Source organism: Trichocoleus sp. FACHB-262 (assembly GCF_014696035.1).
Taxonomy (GTDB): domain Bacteria; phylum Cyanobacteriota; class Cyanobacteriia; order FACHB-46; family FACHB-46; genus Trichocoleus.
In genome coordinates this window covers 202,794-217,944 of sequence record NZ_JACJPK010000046.1, presented here as the reverse complement: position 1 = coordinate 217,944, position 15,151 = coordinate 202,794, and the positions used below count along the sequence as shown (strand labels likewise).

Sequence of the window (15,151 nt, the reverse complement as noted above, 5' to 3'; positions counted from 1 at the left end):
CCAGCTAATTTAGCCAGATTCTGCCCCCATTCTAATCAAGCGATCGCCCAGACAACTTCGCTCTATGGTTTGGTAGACTTCGCACTCGTTTTTTTAGAATCGGCAGGAGTTCCAGCAGAAAATTGAGGGTTGTAGCCAGAGTAATCTGCGATCGCAGCAATATAAATTAGATGCACTAGCAGTCCTACAGCCCACGCTCCCGTGACCCACTTAGACCAAGGCCAAGTGGCAGCTTCTAGCGTGCGCACAAACCACATGCCAGAATTGGTCGCACCAAAAACTGCTACGTGCATGGCAAAATTCATCCGATCATCCAGACGGCGATAAGCAGGATCGCGACGATCTGGTTGACGAGGCCAACGAGGCGGCATAGAAAACCCTTTAGTAAGTGATTAAGCGTCAGAGTGGCTATTGTAATCGATTAAGCGCTGGATGACTGGGACTGGGACTGAGAGGGTGGGAGTTTGACAGTGTTGTCTGTACCGCTGAGTAGTTGAGCTTTCATTGCAGCCAACTCGTCATCTACGGCGTCGCCGCCTTCTAAAGACGCAAATTTCTTTTCTAGGTCATCGGTGCCTAGTTCTGCAATCGCCTCTGACTGGGCTTCTAGTTGCAGTACCTTTTCTTCCATCCGCTCAAACGCAGACATAGCGCTACCCGTTCCCACGCGACCCAGCATGTCATTAATCTGCTGAGAAGCTTTTGCAGAGCGAGCACGAGCGATATATAAGTCCTTTTTAGTTTTGGCCTCAGAAATTTTGCTTTCCAAGGTCAACATATTTTGCTTCAGCTTGGTGACAATGCCACTTTGCTGGTCTAGCTGCGATCGCAAAGCTTCGGCAGTTTCCTGATAAGACTTACGACGGGTCAAAGCCTCCCGTGCTAAATGATCATCACCTTTTTGCAAAGCGAGTTGCGCTCGTTGATACCACTCATTAGAGGTGGATTGCGCTTGAGCACATTGTCGTTCTGTGCGCTTCTGAGTGGCGATCGCTTGAGCAACAGCTTGTCGCAGATGAATCAGGTCTTCCTGCATATCCAAGACCGTTTGCTCCAGAATCTTTTCTGGATCTTCTGCTTGCCCAACTAAGCTGTTGATGTTGGCTCGAATTACCCGCCCAATGCGGTCCAATAAGCCCATACCGATCTCCGTCCACGTTGCTACGACAGGCTTTGTGGGCCGCTAACGCATCAGCTACAAAAACGCAGTTTCAACGACCCCAGCGGAATATTAACCTCATGGTATCGCACCTTTCCGGTTCGTATGCGAGCCGAAAGCAGGAGATTAGTGCTGCTCTACCTTAGCGGGAATCCCTTGTTTTTCGAGTTCTTCTGCTAAGGCTTCCGCTTTGCCAGCCTCATCAAAGGCTCCCAATTGAATGCGGGCACCATCTGGGAAGTTCTTCACATAAGCATCCGGAATGGCCTTTTGAGCTTCCTCCAACGTCGCATCACCACTGTATTCAGTCACCACCTTATAGTCGTAGGCACTGTTACCCGCCGGAGCTGAGCTAGCAGCGCTCTCCGCTTCCGGTTCAGCCGCTCGCGATCGCGGAGCTGGAGGCTCTGGAGCAACCACTACAGGGGCAGGCTCTACTCTCGGAGGCTCTGGAGCAGGTGCATATCGTTCAACGGGCGGCTCGGCGGCAGGCGGGTTGTAAACAGGTTGGTTATAAATTGCAGCGGGTGGAGGGGGAGGTGCGATCGATAGAGGGGGTGCCACTGGCTGCACCACGTAGGGAGCCGCAGCGCGAGGAGCCGCAGCTTGGGTAGCTGGTGCAGGTGTAGTAGTTCTTCCAGCAGCAGGCCCGATGTTAGCACTTGGAACTGCTTTCACTTTAGGCACAGCAACCGACTTGCCAGGGGTAGCGCTTACCTTTCCAGCTCCTGTATTGGCCTTCAGCGTGCTCAAGGTACCCAAGTTCAAATCGACAAATTCTTTCGAGGCCAGATTGGGTGAGTTAGGCAAGCCCACTGCTGCACTATTGGGCGTGACACTCGTAGAGTTAGTGGTTGTAGTGGATGACGTGGCATTAGGCGATCGCCCTATACCTATGGGACGCAGCACCGAAGGATTCATCAACACGTAACCCAAGGTGGCGCTAGACAGCAAAAGCAGCAGCATTGAGCCTAAACCTAGCGGGGTGAGTAGGCTTTGCATAAAGCCCCGCTCAACTCTGGCTTCTGCCTCTTCTTCGGCCAAGCTGCGTAAAAGTTCCTCGGACGACTCCAGGTAATCATCTGGCGGCATTTGAGTAGCAGCCATGCTGATCAAGGTGTTAGTTTCAGAACTATTAGCTTCCGCATAGGCAGCGGTTGGTGCTTCTGATTCTGGGACGCGAGGTAGCACTGCTAGTTGGGAAGCAGAGTGGCTACGAGCAGAACTAAACGATGATTCCGAGCGCGGTTCCTGACTGGGTGACCAGGCTCTAGGTTCAACAGGTGGTGTAATTGGTGCCGTAGTGGATGGGCTGGCAGTAGTGGTATCAGTACTGGTGGCAACTCCCGAATTCATCGGCTGAGGCTGAGTTCTACCCCCTACTGCGCCCACAGAAATTAAATCCAAGGTCTTCCGGGCTTGCTGGCGACCTAGACCACGAGGCGGTGGCACAGAGCGACCTGTTCGCTGACGCCGATAGCGAACCAATTCCTCTTCTAGGTGCACGTCTAAACTGCCCAAGGCCGTTTGCAACACCGAATGTAAGGATTGGTTTGGCTGAGATTGATTTGGGGATTCAACCGAGGGGCGTTGACTCATTACAGGATTCCTACCATCTTGACTAACCACAAAATTTCCAAGTGGGTGTCCCTCAACCTACGCCATCCAGGACAGCCATAAACTTTCGCAATCCGCCCTAAATTGTTTCGGTCAAAGCCTAGCTTTAATCCTCACTCAGACGCAAGCGGGTCTTACACAGATCAACCCTAAACTAAATAGACGTGGGTGAGGGATGAGGGCGAATTAGTAGATGCATCGTATAGTACTGCTGTTGATTCTGATCCTAAAGTAGAGAACCTTTAGAAAAGGGTATACGATTTTTTACCGAGATCGGCAGCATGGCTTTTGAATCCCTTCATCATGTTTTAGGCAGCTTTGAAAATCAAGGGGGATGGCAAGAGCGACAGCAGTTCAAGCGCTTGTTGGCCTATTGGCCAGAAGTCGTAGGACTAGCGGTTGCCAGCCAAACAAAACCAGTTGCAATTCAGCGAGGCGTGCTAAAGGTAGCCACTTCTAGCCCTGCCTGGGCTCAAAACTTGATTTTTGAGCGGCAACGGATTCTAGAAAAGCTCAATACTCGGCTAACCATCGAACTCACTGATATTCGTTTTTCTACCGCTCAGTGGCACAGCAGCCGGAAAGAAAATTCTGCTGCCACTTCTGGGCCAGAAGCCAACCCTTGGCAAGACCATCCTAGCCATGTAGCTAGCCCTCAGGCACCCAATCAATCACCTCCCGCTCAGGCACCAGCGCCCAAAGACCCTCAAACCGCGTTTCAAGCTTGGTCAGCGTTAGTGCAACAGCGATCGCAGCATTTACCTGCCTGCCCTCGTTGCCACTGCGCAACTCCACCGGGAGAGTTGCAGCGCTGGACTGTTTGTGCCCTTTGTGTCGCGCAACAATGGCGAGGGTAATTCGTCACGGTTATAGCTTGTGTAGATTGGGAATTCAGCTCTGCATCTGGGTATGACTAAGCAGGGGGCAACCAACTCACTCCTATCTTTGGCGTTCTCACCCAGACGAATTACTAAGGCTCTAAGTCCTATGATGCGGCGTTGCACCTGTCAAATGGCTGAATTTACAGACTCAAACAGCAATTCAAGTTCCTTGACTTTGCTCGAGCCCTAAACTGATTTAAATGTAATTTTCTATCTTTTCTCTTGATCCCCAATTACTTTTGAGAGAAATCAGCGTGGTCGAACCAGAATCAAAACTACTGTAAATGTATCCGGTTTTTAACAGGATTATAAAGACAATCTAAAAGACCTTTTTTATCATGAATCGCTGAAAACCAGGTGCAAAAGCGATCGCAGGTTCCCGAATCAACACTCTCAAAAAAACTTTAGCTTAAAAATTAAAGACAACAGGTTACCTCCTAAAAAATCCTTCTATGAGAACCATAAACCTCGAAACTTCAGCATGTCGTCACTGTCGGTATTACACTCCCGAAGGACGACGCGGCGGCTCTTGTCAGCAGCTAAATGTACCTGTTCGAGGCAGTTGGAAAGCTTGTTCCCTGGCGATCCCCCCGTTTGCACCCTCTTGGGAGAAGTCTGAAGAGATTATGAATTGGTCAGAAAGTACATTAATTCTAGGAGATGTGATCTCATTGGATTGTTCTCCAATTAATTTCTCAGAAAGAAAAGATGATTTAGCAGTGCGATCGCTGGCCAAATAATCCCCTCTCTTCTCTAAATCGGCTCTGTAAAAATACTGAAGTAATTTCGTTTTTAGATTTGAGCTTGAAGCTAAATGCATCCTCATTTCGCTGAGTTGAGATTGAAGTTTTGGTGAAATGGCTACAATTACAGACAAAAATTTGAAACCGCACTCTTATTTCAGAAGTGCGGTTTTTTAGGTGGTTGAGTTTTAGAGGTTAGGCCACGGCTCGTCTCAAGGCAACCAAGGGTACTGGCGGAAGTTAGGTTGACGCTTTTCTAAGAACGCCTCTTTACCTTCTGCTCCTTCTTCCGTCATGTAGTAGAGCAAGGTGGCATTCCCAGCTAATTCTTGTAAGCCCGCTTGGCCGTCACAGTCGGCATTAAAGGCAGCTTTGAGGCAACGAATCGCGATCGGACTTTTTTCGAGAATCTCCTGTGCCCATTGGATGCCCTCTGCTTCCAACTGCTCCACAGGCACCACGCAGTTGACTAACCCCATTTCTAATGCCTGGGCCGCATTGTATTGACGGCAGAGGTACCAAATCTCGCGGGCTTTTTTTTGCCCCACCAACCGAGCTAAGTAGCTAGCGCCAAATCCGCCGTCAAAGCTGCCGACCTTGGGGCCAGTTTGGCCAAAAACAGCATTGTCTGCGGCGATCGTTAGGTCGCAAAGAATGTGGAGAACATGCCCGCCTCCGATCGCGTAACCCGCCACTAAAGCAATGACTACTTTGGGCATGGAACGGATCAGACGCTGCAAGTCAAGAACGTTGAGCCGAGGCACCCCTTCATCATCTACGTAACCGCCTTGACCCCGCACACTTTGGTCGCCTCCAGCACAGAAGGCATATTTGCCATCCGTATGCGGCCCCGCCCCGGTGAAGAGAACGACCCCAATGCGGCTATCTTCACGGGCATTGGCAAAGGCATCATAAAGCTCAAATACCGTTTTGGGGCGAAAGGCGTTGCGCTTGTGGGGGCGGTTGATGGTGATTTTGGCGATGCCATCCGCTTTGTGGTAAAGGATGTCTTCGTAGGTTTTGGCAACTTGCCATTCAACTTGCATAGTCTGTGCGTGAGTGTAAACAATTAGGCCATCTCTTACCCGGAAGAAATGGCCTAGGCTCAGTGGTGCCATTTTAGAGCAATTCCACGAACGGACTCTGACAAGTCAGGTCTGCGAAGATACCGATAGGCTAGTGGAAAATTGCTTGGCAATATCAACTAGGAGCGGCAGTTGAAATTGTTCTGGAACCAGCAAATCTTTAATAGTGTTTAAGGCTTCTAGGTCGTCAGGTTCCAACGAATAGCCATTTGCTAAAACCGCCACCTCAGAAGTAGACAGTGACAAACGGCTGGCGATCGCCTGCAAATACATACTCTCTCGCAAGTCTACTTCACCATCTGCTGCGGCCATCTTGTAGCCCAAGCCGATTAGCAACACTTTTTCAGACTTGGAAAGTAGCATCGTGAGCTTGAGTAGCTCATTCGGAATGATATAAATCTGATGCCGCTGCACCCCAGCGATCAGTTGTTGTGTCAGCTCATGGGTTTGGTCATCCAACGTCAGAAACGAGCTGAGTGTCTGCTGCAACTCTTGCTTCTCGGCATCCGCGATCGCCCGATCCACTAGCATGACGCCTAGGAGCACCGTGACCAGAGCCGCCAGAAACACTAGCAGGGGATTTAATTCGTCCTGCTGCAACTCTTGGCCCGTGATGCGGCAGAGAAGCTCTAGAGTTTCAGCGCTGATTTGTGATTGATCCATGCCTGAGAACCGTTGTTCGCCTTCAAGAGTAAAGCCGGGGTGCTCAGTTTTGTCAATCAGCGGCAAATTTTGCTAAGTTAGCCCGCCGCCAAGCACTGTCTACCTTGCGATCGGTCCGCACCTCCAGCACTCGGATGCCGTTTTGAGGGAGGGGGTTCAAACGCTCTACTAGCTGGGGCCAGGTTTGAATCAGTTCATACTCCACTCCATAGGCTTGGCAGAGTGGCACGAAATCAACTGCTTGCGGTGTTGCGAAGAATTCTTCAAACACCTGCTCAAATTGGGCGATTGGCAGCATCTCGAAAATGCCACCGCCATTGTTGTTGATCACAATAATGGTCAAATGTCCTACCAGCTTGTTTCTGAGTAAAAATCCATTGGTGTCGTGGAGTAGTGCCAAGTCTCCCGTCAACAGGACGCTACTTTGATTGCCGTGCACCATACCCAGAGCTGTAGACAATGTGCCATCAATCCCATTCGCTCCCCGATTAAAGTGAGGTTTGATTGCCGTATTGCCTGGTTTCCAGAAAAACTCCACATCCCGGACAGGCATGCTATTGGCAATAAACAAAGGTGTACCAGGGGGCAACTGCTGAGACAACAACCAAGCGACTTTGCCCTCAAACCACGCTTCTGTATCTGACATCGTTTGGTCTAGCTTTTGCCGCACCTTCCCTTCAGCACTACACCAATCTTTGAAATAACTACTTGATGACTGGGACGTAGGCGGCAACAGCGGAACCAACTGCTCGATCGCCAGCCGTAAATGAGTGGTGTAGCCATGCAGCGGATCTAAATTGCGATCGCCCGGATCAACAATCCACTGCTGCGGCTGCACCCGCTCCAGCCAGAGCCGTAGTTCCTTACTAGTCGGCATTTCCCCAATCCGAATCACCATTTCCGGGGCCAATTGCTCTGCTAACTGCCGATTTCGCAGCAACAAATCATAGGTAGAAATCAGATCAGGGTTGAGGTCTGCATAATTTCTCAGTGGTGACAACCCTTCCGCCAGCACAGGCCAACCCAACGCCGCCGACAGTTGCGCCACCGCTGTGCAGTACTGCAACGGCGATCGCGGCTGAGCAGGCCCCGCAATAATCACCCCCCGCTCACAAGCTTGCCAAGTCGCCAACGGCAACTGAATATTGCTTACCCCAGCCGTATCAACCTCCGTCAAAGGCTGCACCGTTGCAAAAAACTGAGCCAAGTCAAGCTGCGATCGCCACTCCTCCACCCTCGGATCAGGAATCGGAGCCAACGGGTCACGCAACGGCAAATTGAGATGCACCGGACCCGCCACAGGCCAAAGCGATCGCTCCCAAGCGTAAATCATCGTTTGGCGTAGATACCTGAGCAACCCCATCTCCAAAACAGGCGTTGCCAACTCCGCATACCAGTTGGGAAAATCCCCAAACAACTTTTGCTGATCGATTGCCTGCCCCGCATTGCAGTCGCGCAACTCTGGAGGCCGATCCGCGGTTAACACCAACAACGGCACCCGACTTTGCCGCGCCTCAATTACCGCTGGATAAAAATTCGCCCCCGCCGTCCCCGACGTACATACCAACACTACAGGTAGCCCCGACTGCCGCGCCAAGCCCAAAGCAAAGAACGCCGCCGATCGCTCATCCAGCACCGGAATCGCCTCAACTTCAAGGTGCTGAGCAAACGCGATCGCCAACGGCGTAGACCGAGACCCCGGACAAACCACCGCCATTCTTAACCCTAAACGAACCAAAGTTTCCGCCAGAATAGAAGCCCAAACAGAATTTGTATTGCGGAAATCAATGGACATGACAAAGAGGGGTGAAGAGTGAGGGGTGAGGGGTTGGGAAAGGAGGAGGGAGGAATCAGAAAGATGAAGAGGAAGGATGAAAGGGAAGGAGAGAGGAGTTGGGAGCCAAGAGGCAGAAAGTGAGGGGTAGGGAGAGAGGAGTGAGGAGTGAGAAAAAAAAAGACTCGACGCACTCACAGTTAGATTCGTCTGGAGGGGGTCTGGGGGACGCAACCGTCCCTCAGCGGGGGTTTGGGGGCGAGTGCCCCCAAGCTCTTGATTCCTAGAACTAAACCAACGCTTGCAACAACGCCTGCAACTTCAGCTTAATCTCCGTCAACTCCTTCTCCGGATCAGACCCCGCGACAATCCCTGCCCCCGCATAAAGCCTTGCAGAGCAACCATTCACCAATGCCGAGCGGATTCCTACTATAAACTCCCCATTCCCCTTGTGATCTAGCCAACCCAAAGGAGCTGCATAGAGCGATCGCTCAAACGCTTCATAGCTGCGGATTCGCTGGCAAGCAATATCCCTAGGTGCCCCCGCCACCGCCGGAGTTGGATGCAGTTCAGCCAAAATTTGGAGCAGCGACACATCTGCTGGCACCGTGGCTCGAATCGGTGTGCGTAAATGCTGAATATTCGATAGCTGTAACAAATGCGGAGAAAGCGATCGCCTGGGCATTAAGCCCAAACGAGAGAGAGATTGGGTCAAAAAGTCAATCACCACTTGGTGTTCCCGGATCTCCTTTTCACTATTGAGTAATCCTCTCGCTAGATTGGCATCTTCCAAGGCAGTTTTACCCCTGGGAAAAGAACCTGCCAAGGCATCGGTCAACAGCTCTTGATCTTGAATACTCAGTAAACGCTCAGGACTAGCACCAACAAAGTTTTGTCCCTTGCCATTACTTAAACAAAACACATAACAATCTGGATAAAAGCGTCGCAGATTGCTCAAAGAGTGAATCACATGAAATAGAGTCGGTGAAATAACATCAATTGCATGAGCCAAAACTATTTTATTAAACTGTTTTGACTCAATCGCTTCTAGAGCAGATAAGACAGCTAGCTTGAAATATTTTGTATCTGTAATGTCTCGTTGATCAAAGATTCCTCGACCCTGAAAGTTGACCTCGGGGACTCGATATTTAATTGCAGTAATTTTTTGGAAGTCACCCCACGCCCGATCGAGCAAGGATTCCAAGTTGGCACTAGCATCAATAGCAAAATTAGCTACTAACACATAGCGGTTAGCCTGGCAGGCAACTTGCCAGCGAGGTAAAAAAAGAGTTGAGTTAGGAAAGTAAGCCTCTTTAGTTGGAGTCTCTTCAAAAAAGGTAAAGCCACCGAAGAAATGTGGCCCCGAGAGCGGCAAACTCAAATCACCTGTTTTAATAGTGTTAATTAAACAGGATTCAATGAAATCTTGAGCTTGAGCAAATCGTTGAGAGCCTTCTACCTTCAGGCTAGAAACCGCACCGATCGCGGCGATCGCTCGACGGCTAGACTCTCCAACTCGTTCGTCTTGCCCTCGTTTCTCAAAGTAAAAACTAAGTTGACTTGGCTTGCTTAAGCAATGCAGTACAGCTAGCGGATCTATTGGGTCAATTTCCAGAGAAATACTTGCGATTTGGGTGCATTTTTTCTCAATTGAAACTTGTTGACAAGCTAAAAGAAATTGATAGAGATCCTTACGATCTTGAAATAGATTAGTCCGGTATGGTGTGACTGGCATGAAAGCGAAGATAGCAATTTTTTTGAAATTGAGTTCCTAAATCGTGATCAGCAAGCGTGGTATGCCCGAGGTCGTAACCTCTTCTTTCCATCTAAGCACCGCAGCGCTCGGCAGACCAATTCCGCCTCCATACCCCGCCCTCTCTCAAGTTCTCATTAATCAGGGCGTGAGTTCTAGGGTCAGCCAGAAAAGTTTACAGGTGAACCTAATTCATCCTTCTAGGGTAGCTAAACTGCCCAAAGAACTGACTCTAGGGTGAGTGGGCCGGAACGTCAGACCACTACACTCAAAAGGCGTCTCAAAGTCTTATGAGCTCTTGGTTTGTGGATACTTACATTCTTAGTTTTCTAGTTCTTGGCTTACTTCTGCTGTTGATCACTTTAGGTTCGAGCTGGATCAACCGTTTGCCTCTCTCCTATGCCTTGATTTACTTAGCTGTTGGTATTTTGCTGGGGCCTGGAGGCATCAACTTAGTTAAGCTGCGGCCTGAGGCTGAGTTTTTAGAACGAGCAACTGAGTTTGTCGTGCTGATCTCGCTGTATAGCTGCGGCTTGAAGATGAATCGTCCGCTCAAACTGTGGGCTTGGAGTTCTACAGCGCGGCTGATTGGCTTTCTGATGCCGATCTCTATTGCCGCGATCGCCCTGTTGGGTCACTGGTTTCTCAAGCTCAACTGGGGCGAGGCCATTCTCTTGGGTGCCATCCTAGCTCCGACCGACCCCGTACTCGCTTCAGAAGTGCAACTATCTGACCGAGATGACCGTAACGAGCTACGCTTCGGTTTAACGTCTGAAGGTGGCTTAAATGACGCGCTAGCCTTTCCTTTTGTCTATTTTGGGCTCCACTGGATTGAAGACAGCAACTGGGAGAGCTGGTTCAAAAATTGGGTGGCTATAGACTTGCTGTGGGCGATCGCAGCAGGACTGGTGATGGGAATTGTGGTTGCCAAAGCAGTGGCTTGGGTTGATCAGAAAATCCAGAACTACCGGAAGGTAGACGAACTCTTTGAAGACTTTACAGCCATCAGTACCATTCTCTTGACCTACGCCCTCACAGAAATGGTTAATGGCTACGGATTTCTGGCAGTTTTTGTCGCTGGAGTGGTAGCCCAACGCAGTTATCGCAATCCTGAGAAACCGCGTTCCCAACTGAGTTTCATTGAGCGGCTAGAGAAACTGGCGGAAGTTGGCGTGATTTTGCTGCTAGGGTCACTGCTACGCATCGAGCCAATTCTGCGCTTTATTGACGAAGCCCTTTTAGTGGCGGGAGCGTTAATTTTTGTCGTACGCCCTATTGGCGCTTGGATCAGCACCATCGGGGAAAAATATACCAGCCTAGTGCCTAAAGGTTCGAGACGAAATTTCCGCGAACGCTTTCGTCCCACCACTCGTTGGCTGTTAGGTTGGTTTGGTATCCGGGGCGTTGGTTCCTTGTATTACCTCGCTTACGCTTACGGTAAGGGCTTGGAAGGTGAAACAGGTGAAATGATCGGTTGGATTACTTACCTAACTGTCGTGATTTCTGTGATATTACATGGCATCAGCTCGACTCCGTTGATGAAATGGCACGACGAGAGTATTAGCGACATTTTGGAAGCCGAAGAAACGACTTCCCCGTCTTCGAGCCAATAAGCCTGAGGTTCCTGTAGGCTATGTTACGGGAGCCTTTTTGACTGGAGGAGACATCCTACGCAGAGATTGCGATCGCAGGGGTGCGGTTACAGTTTGAATGGGCTTCTGGCAACATACCAATTCTGTGGAATGACTACTAAATCTGTTGCGCCATCAAACTCAGCCAATAAGCTGTGGTTCGCGGCAATCAAACCTCCCATGTACAGTGTTGCTGTTATGCCAGTTTGGGTGGGAACGGCGGTTGCCTTTGCTGAAACCAAAGTCATTAACATTGTAATATTTATCACCTATTTATTGGCTTCAATCTTCATTCTCGCCTGGATGAATTTGAGCAATGATGTGTTCGATTCGGAAACAGGAATTGACGCCAATAAACATCATTCTTTAGTCAATCTTACAGGCAACAAATCTCTAATTTTCTGGCTCGGAAATGCTTTCTTAGCTTTAGGAATTTTAGGTAGTTCTGCGATCGCTTGGTGGCAACAAGACTTCACTCTTTTAGCCATTGTGTTGCTAGGTTGCGCGTTGGGCTACACCTATCAAGGCCCACCCTTTCGGTTGGGTTATCAAGGTGTAGGAGAAATTATTTGCTTTGTCTGCTTTGGGCCTTTAGCCGTTTCTGCCGCCTATTACAGCCAAACTCAATCTTGGTCGAGTACTAGTTTGATTGCCTCGACCATTATTGGTGTTACTACCAGCTTGATTTTATTTTGCTCCCATTTTCATCAAGTAAAAGATGATTTGGCTGCGGGTAAGCGATCGCCCATCGTCCGTCTCGGTACTGCTAGAGGAGCACAACTAATTCCTTGGTTTTGCGGCTTTATCTACGCCTTAACGCTCCTATTTATCCTTTTAGGTCTGTTTCCAATTAGAACATTGCTGATCTTTGCTAGCTTGCCTTTTGCCATTCAACTGAGTCGGCATGTGCAGGCTTATCACAACCAAGCAGACAAGGTAAGCAACTGCAAATTTATCGCTGTGGCTCTCCATTTTTGGAGCGGATTATTGTTGGGATTGGGATTTGTACTCTGAAGGATGCTTGCCACCCAAATCCATCCCTACCAATTTGAGTTCCGAGCCTATCAGCGCCTATTTCGCCAGCCTTTGAAAACTAGCCACGGGTTATGGAATGTTAGAACCGGAATTCTGCTGCGCCTAACTGACGAGACGGGCCAGGTTGGTTTTGGGGAGATTTCACCTTTGGCTTGGTTTGGTTCCGAAACCTTCGAGCAAGCATTAGCTTTCTGCCAGCAACTTCCTTCTGAAATTACTGCTGGACACGTCTCAGCCATTCCATCCACCTTGCCAGCTTGTCAGTTTGGCCTTGAATCTGCTTGGTTAGCCTTAAACTTAAACAACGTCGCAGCCAAAATCCGAAATCCAAAATCCGAAATTCCCTACAGTGCTTTGCTTCCCACTGGCCCGGACGCAGTAGAGGCTTGGCGATCGCTTTGGCAGCAGGGTTTCTACACTTTTAAGTGGAAAGTGGGAGTCGCAGCCGTGCAAGAGGAACTGGAAATTTTGCAGACATTGTGCCAATCTCTTCCACCCCAGGCTCGTTTACGACTGGATGCCAATGCAGGTTTGACCCTAGAGACGGCGATCGCTTACTTACAAGTTTGTGACCAGTTAGGCATTGAATTTTTAGAGCAACCGCTGTCCGTCAGCCAGTTTCAGACCATGTTGGAACTGAGCCAACAGTACTCTACTCCCCTAGCCTTGGATGAATCAGTTGCCACTCTGGCTCAACTCAAAACTTGCTATGCGAAAGGTTGGCGAGGCATTTTCGTGATTAAACCTGCGATCGCGGGGTTTCCCTCCCAGTTGCGACAATTTTGTCAAACGCACCAAATTGATGCAGTTTTTTCCTCAGTTTTTGAGACAGCTATTGGTCGAGATGTAGGTTTAAGCTTGGCAGCAGAACTCACTTCACGCGATCGCGCCGCTGGCTTTGGTGTGACGCACTGGTTCAGCGATGGTTGGGACCAACTTTCAGATTTTGAGCAGTTATGGAACAGCCCCTAGCTTCTGGCCTGCTTTTGCAGCATTTACAGATGCGATCGCAAACTGACTGGTTAATTGGTGTTGACCAAGTCAAACTCCCTGATCTGGCTCAGCATTTATTCCAAGAACTCACTCAACTCATCCGCCAAGAAACCACTCCTAAAATCTTTTTAGCCGAGCGATCGTCAGAGCGATTTCTGGCAGGATTCCTCGCTGCTTGTGCTGTTCAATGCCCTGTGTTTTTGTGCAACCCCAATTGGGTCCAGGCGGAATGGCAGCAAGTATTAGATTTAGTGACACCGGATTTAATTTGGGGCGATCGTGACTCTTTAGCTCTTCCCTCAAATACTTTGGCCCCCTCAGTATTAGAGGACTTTGCTCAAGTTCCCCCCAAGTGTGGGGGGCTAGGGGAGCCAGGTTCAAACCACTCGGGTTGGATCATGATTCCGACAGGGGGGTCATCTGGGCGAATTCGCTTTGCTATCCACACTTGGTCAACGCTGCTGGCTTCAGTGCGGGGTTGCCAGCAATATTTTGAGGTGCAGAAAATTAATTCTTACTGTGTCTTGCCGATTTACCACGTCAGCGGTTTGATGCAATTTCTACGCTCTTTTGTGTCAGATGGGAAATTGGTAGTGCAGCCCTTCAAACAATTAGAGGCAGGAGATTATAGCTCGATTGACCTAACTCAATTTTTCATTTCTCTGGTGCCAACTCAGTTACAGCGTTTGCTAGAAAGGCAAGAATCAAGCCATTGGTTGGCCCAGTTTCACACGGTTCTCCTTGGTGGAGCGCCCGCTTGGAATGATCTGCTAGAAACTGCGAGACGCGATCGCATTCGTCTAGCCCCCACTTACGGCATGACCGAAACCGCCTCCCAAATCGCCACCCTCCACCCAGAAGATTTTTTGGCAGGTCATCAAAATAGTGGTCGAGTTTTACCCCACGGCAACGTCAGTATCCACAGGGAGTCTGGAGAATTGCTGCTACCCGGTCAGGTCGGCCACGTCAGGATTCAAGCTGAGTCATTGACGCTGGGCTATTATCCGCAACTGTTTGAGCAACCTCAGTTTCAACCCGATGACTTGGGCTATCTCGACCAGCAAGGTTATTTGCACATCATCGGTCGCAGCAGCCACAAGATTATTACGGGGGGCGAGAATGTTTTTCCCGCCGAAGTGGAAGCAGCGATTCGAGCGACCAACTTAGTGACTGATGTTTGTGTAATTGGCCTTCCAGATGCTCACTGGGGGCAAGTTGTAACAGCCCTTTACGTCCCTGCCTATCAAACTACTTCAATTAATTTAAGCGATCATTTGCAAGCACGATTAAGCAAATTTAAACAGCCTAAATATTGGATTTCAATCGAGCATTTACCGCGAAATCTCCAAGGCAAAATCAACTACGAGCAAGCCCAAGCGATCGCCCTCAATTGGCTTCAGAATCGCTCCACTGCTTGAGCCATTCCTGCATCATTTCTGGTAGATCTTCCCGCTTTCTAATTGTTGGATTAATACAAACATGACGAGTATGCGCTCGGCTTAACGGGCGATCGCTGGAGCCTTCCGCAAAAATTTGGTAATCAATTCTGAATTCTTGCTCTGAAATTAATGTTGGTGTCAGATGAATCAATTCTTGATCACCGCAAAACATGGGTCGAAAAAAATCAACTTCTGCATGGGTGATGGGAATGGCGATCGCAGGATTACTGAAAAACTCTTTCAAATTAATTCCTGAGGCTACCAAAGAAGCTTCATAGGCTTCATGACACATCGCCAACACATTGGCAAAGTAGACTACACCCGCCGCATCAGTGTCTTGAAAGCGAATGGTTCGAGAATAGATAAAAGGCATTGATT

The 15,151-nt window shown here is 49.4% G+C and carries 14 protein-coding genes; 5 read left to right on the top strand and 9 right to left on the bottom strand.

Going from position 1 to position 15,151, the window contains the following annotated elements; all coding sequences use genetic code 11:
- Positions 1-62: 62 nt before the first annotated feature.
- The 3 genes from H6F68_RS10045 to H6F68_RS10035 all read right to left on the bottom strand — a co-directional run bounded on the left by H6F68_RS10045 (position 63) and on the right by H6F68_RS10035 (position 2,758).
- Positions 63-371: a 2TM domain-containing protein gene (locus H6F68_RS10045; protein WP_190438798.1), complete on the bottom strand. Its 309-nt coding sequence runs from the start codon at positions 369-371 to the stop codon at positions 63-65.
- Positions 372-421: 50 nt separating this feature from the next.
- Positions 422-1,141 carry a PspA/IM30 family protein gene (locus tag H6F68_RS10040; RefSeq protein ID WP_190552347.1) on the bottom strand — a complete coding sequence of 240 codons (720 nt, stop codon included), beginning with the start codon at positions 1,139-1,141 and terminating at the stop codon, positions 422-424.
- 144 nt (positions 1,142-1,285) lie between these two features.
- Entirely contained in the window at positions 1,286-2,758 is a 1,473-nt protein-coding gene (locus tag H6F68_RS10035) for a hypothetical protein (RefSeq protein ID WP_190558585.1), read from the bottom strand.
- Positions 2,759-3,057: 299 nt separating this feature from the next.
- On the opposite strand from H6F68_RS10035, the gene H6F68_RS10030 reads away from it, so the two are divergent.
- Positions 3,058-3,633, top strand: coding sequence for a DUF721 domain-containing protein (locus tag H6F68_RS10030; protein WP_190558583.1), 576 nt, complete (start codon positions 3,058-3,060; stop codon positions 3,631-3,633).
- A 556-nt stretch (positions 3,634-4,189) separates the two neighbouring features.
- On the opposite strand, the gene H6F68_RS10025 is transcribed toward H6F68_RS10030, so the two are convergent.
- The 5 genes from H6F68_RS10025 to H6F68_RS10005 form a co-directional block, all read right to left on the bottom strand.
- Complete coding sequence (locus H6F68_RS10025; protein WP_190558582.1) at positions 4,190-4,534, bottom strand: hypothetical protein; 345 nt, start codon at positions 4,532-4,534, stop codon at positions 4,190-4,192.
- A gap of 78 nt (positions 4,535-4,612) precedes the next feature.
- Positions 4,613-5,446: a 1,4-dihydroxy-2-naphthoyl-CoA synthase gene (gene menB, locus H6F68_RS10020; protein ID WP_190558581.1), complete on the bottom strand. Its 834-nt coding sequence runs from the start codon at positions 5,444-5,446 to the stop codon at positions 4,613-4,615.
- Positions 5,447-5,551: 105 nt separating this feature from the next.
- Complete coding sequence (locus tag H6F68_RS10015; protein WP_190558580.1) at positions 5,552-6,148, bottom strand: TerB family tellurite resistance protein; 597 nt, start codon at positions 6,146-6,148, stop codon at positions 5,552-5,554.
- A gap of 52 nt (positions 6,149-6,200) precedes the next feature.
- A complete protein-coding gene (gene menD / locus H6F68_RS10010; RefSeq protein ID WP_190558579.1) occupies positions 6,201-7,943 on the bottom strand; it encodes a 2-succinyl-5-enolpyruvyl-6-hydroxy-3-cyclohexene-1-carboxylic-acid synthase in 1,743 nt (580 codons plus the stop codon).
- A gap of 268 nt (positions 7,944-8,211) precedes the next feature.
- Positions 8,212-9,657, bottom strand: coding sequence for an isochorismate synthase MenF (locus H6F68_RS10005; RefSeq protein ID WP_190558578.1), 1,446 nt, complete (start codon positions 9,655-9,657; stop codon positions 8,212-8,214).
- A gap of 308 nt (positions 9,658-9,965) precedes the next feature.
- Here H6F68_RS10005 and H6F68_RS10000 point away from each other — a divergent pair, with 308 nt between their 5' ends.
- The 4 genes from H6F68_RS10000 (at position 9,966) to H6F68_RS09985 (ending at position 14,752) form a co-directional block, all read left to right on the top strand.
- Positions 9,966-11,288, top strand: coding sequence for a sodium:proton antiporter (locus H6F68_RS10000; RefSeq protein WP_190558577.1), 1,323 nt, complete (start codon positions 9,966-9,968; stop codon positions 11,286-11,288).
- 129 nt (positions 11,289-11,417) lie between these two features.
- Positions 11,418-12,320, top strand: a complete 903-nt coding sequence (menA, locus tag H6F68_RS09995) for a 2-carboxy-1,4-naphthoquinone phytyltransferase (RefSeq protein WP_190558576.1) — start codon at positions 11,418-11,420, stop codon at positions 12,318-12,320.
- 3 nt (positions 12,321-12,323) lie between these two features.
- Positions 12,324-13,313 (top strand): o-succinylbenzoate synthase, encoded by a 990-nt coding sequence (locus H6F68_RS09990; RefSeq protein WP_190558574.1) that lies wholly within the window; start codon positions 12,324-12,326, stop codon positions 13,311-13,313.
- The gene (locus H6F68_RS09985; protein ID WP_190558572.1) at positions 13,298-14,752 is read left to right on the top strand and encodes a 2-succinylbenzoate--CoA ligase; all 1,455 of its coding nucleotides are present in this window, start codon (positions 13,298-13,300) and stop codon (positions 14,750-14,752) included. Before H6F68_RS09990 ends, H6F68_RS09985 begins: the two co-directional genes overlap by 16 nt.
- Here H6F68_RS09985 and H6F68_RS09980 read toward each other — a convergent pair.
- Positions 14,721-15,146: a thioesterase family protein gene (locus H6F68_RS09980; RefSeq protein WP_190558570.1), complete on the bottom strand. Its 426-nt coding sequence runs from the start codon at positions 15,144-15,146 to the stop codon at positions 14,721-14,723. The genes H6F68_RS09985 and H6F68_RS09980 overlap by 32 nt on opposite strands.
- Positions 15,147-15,151 lie beyond the last annotated feature (5 nt).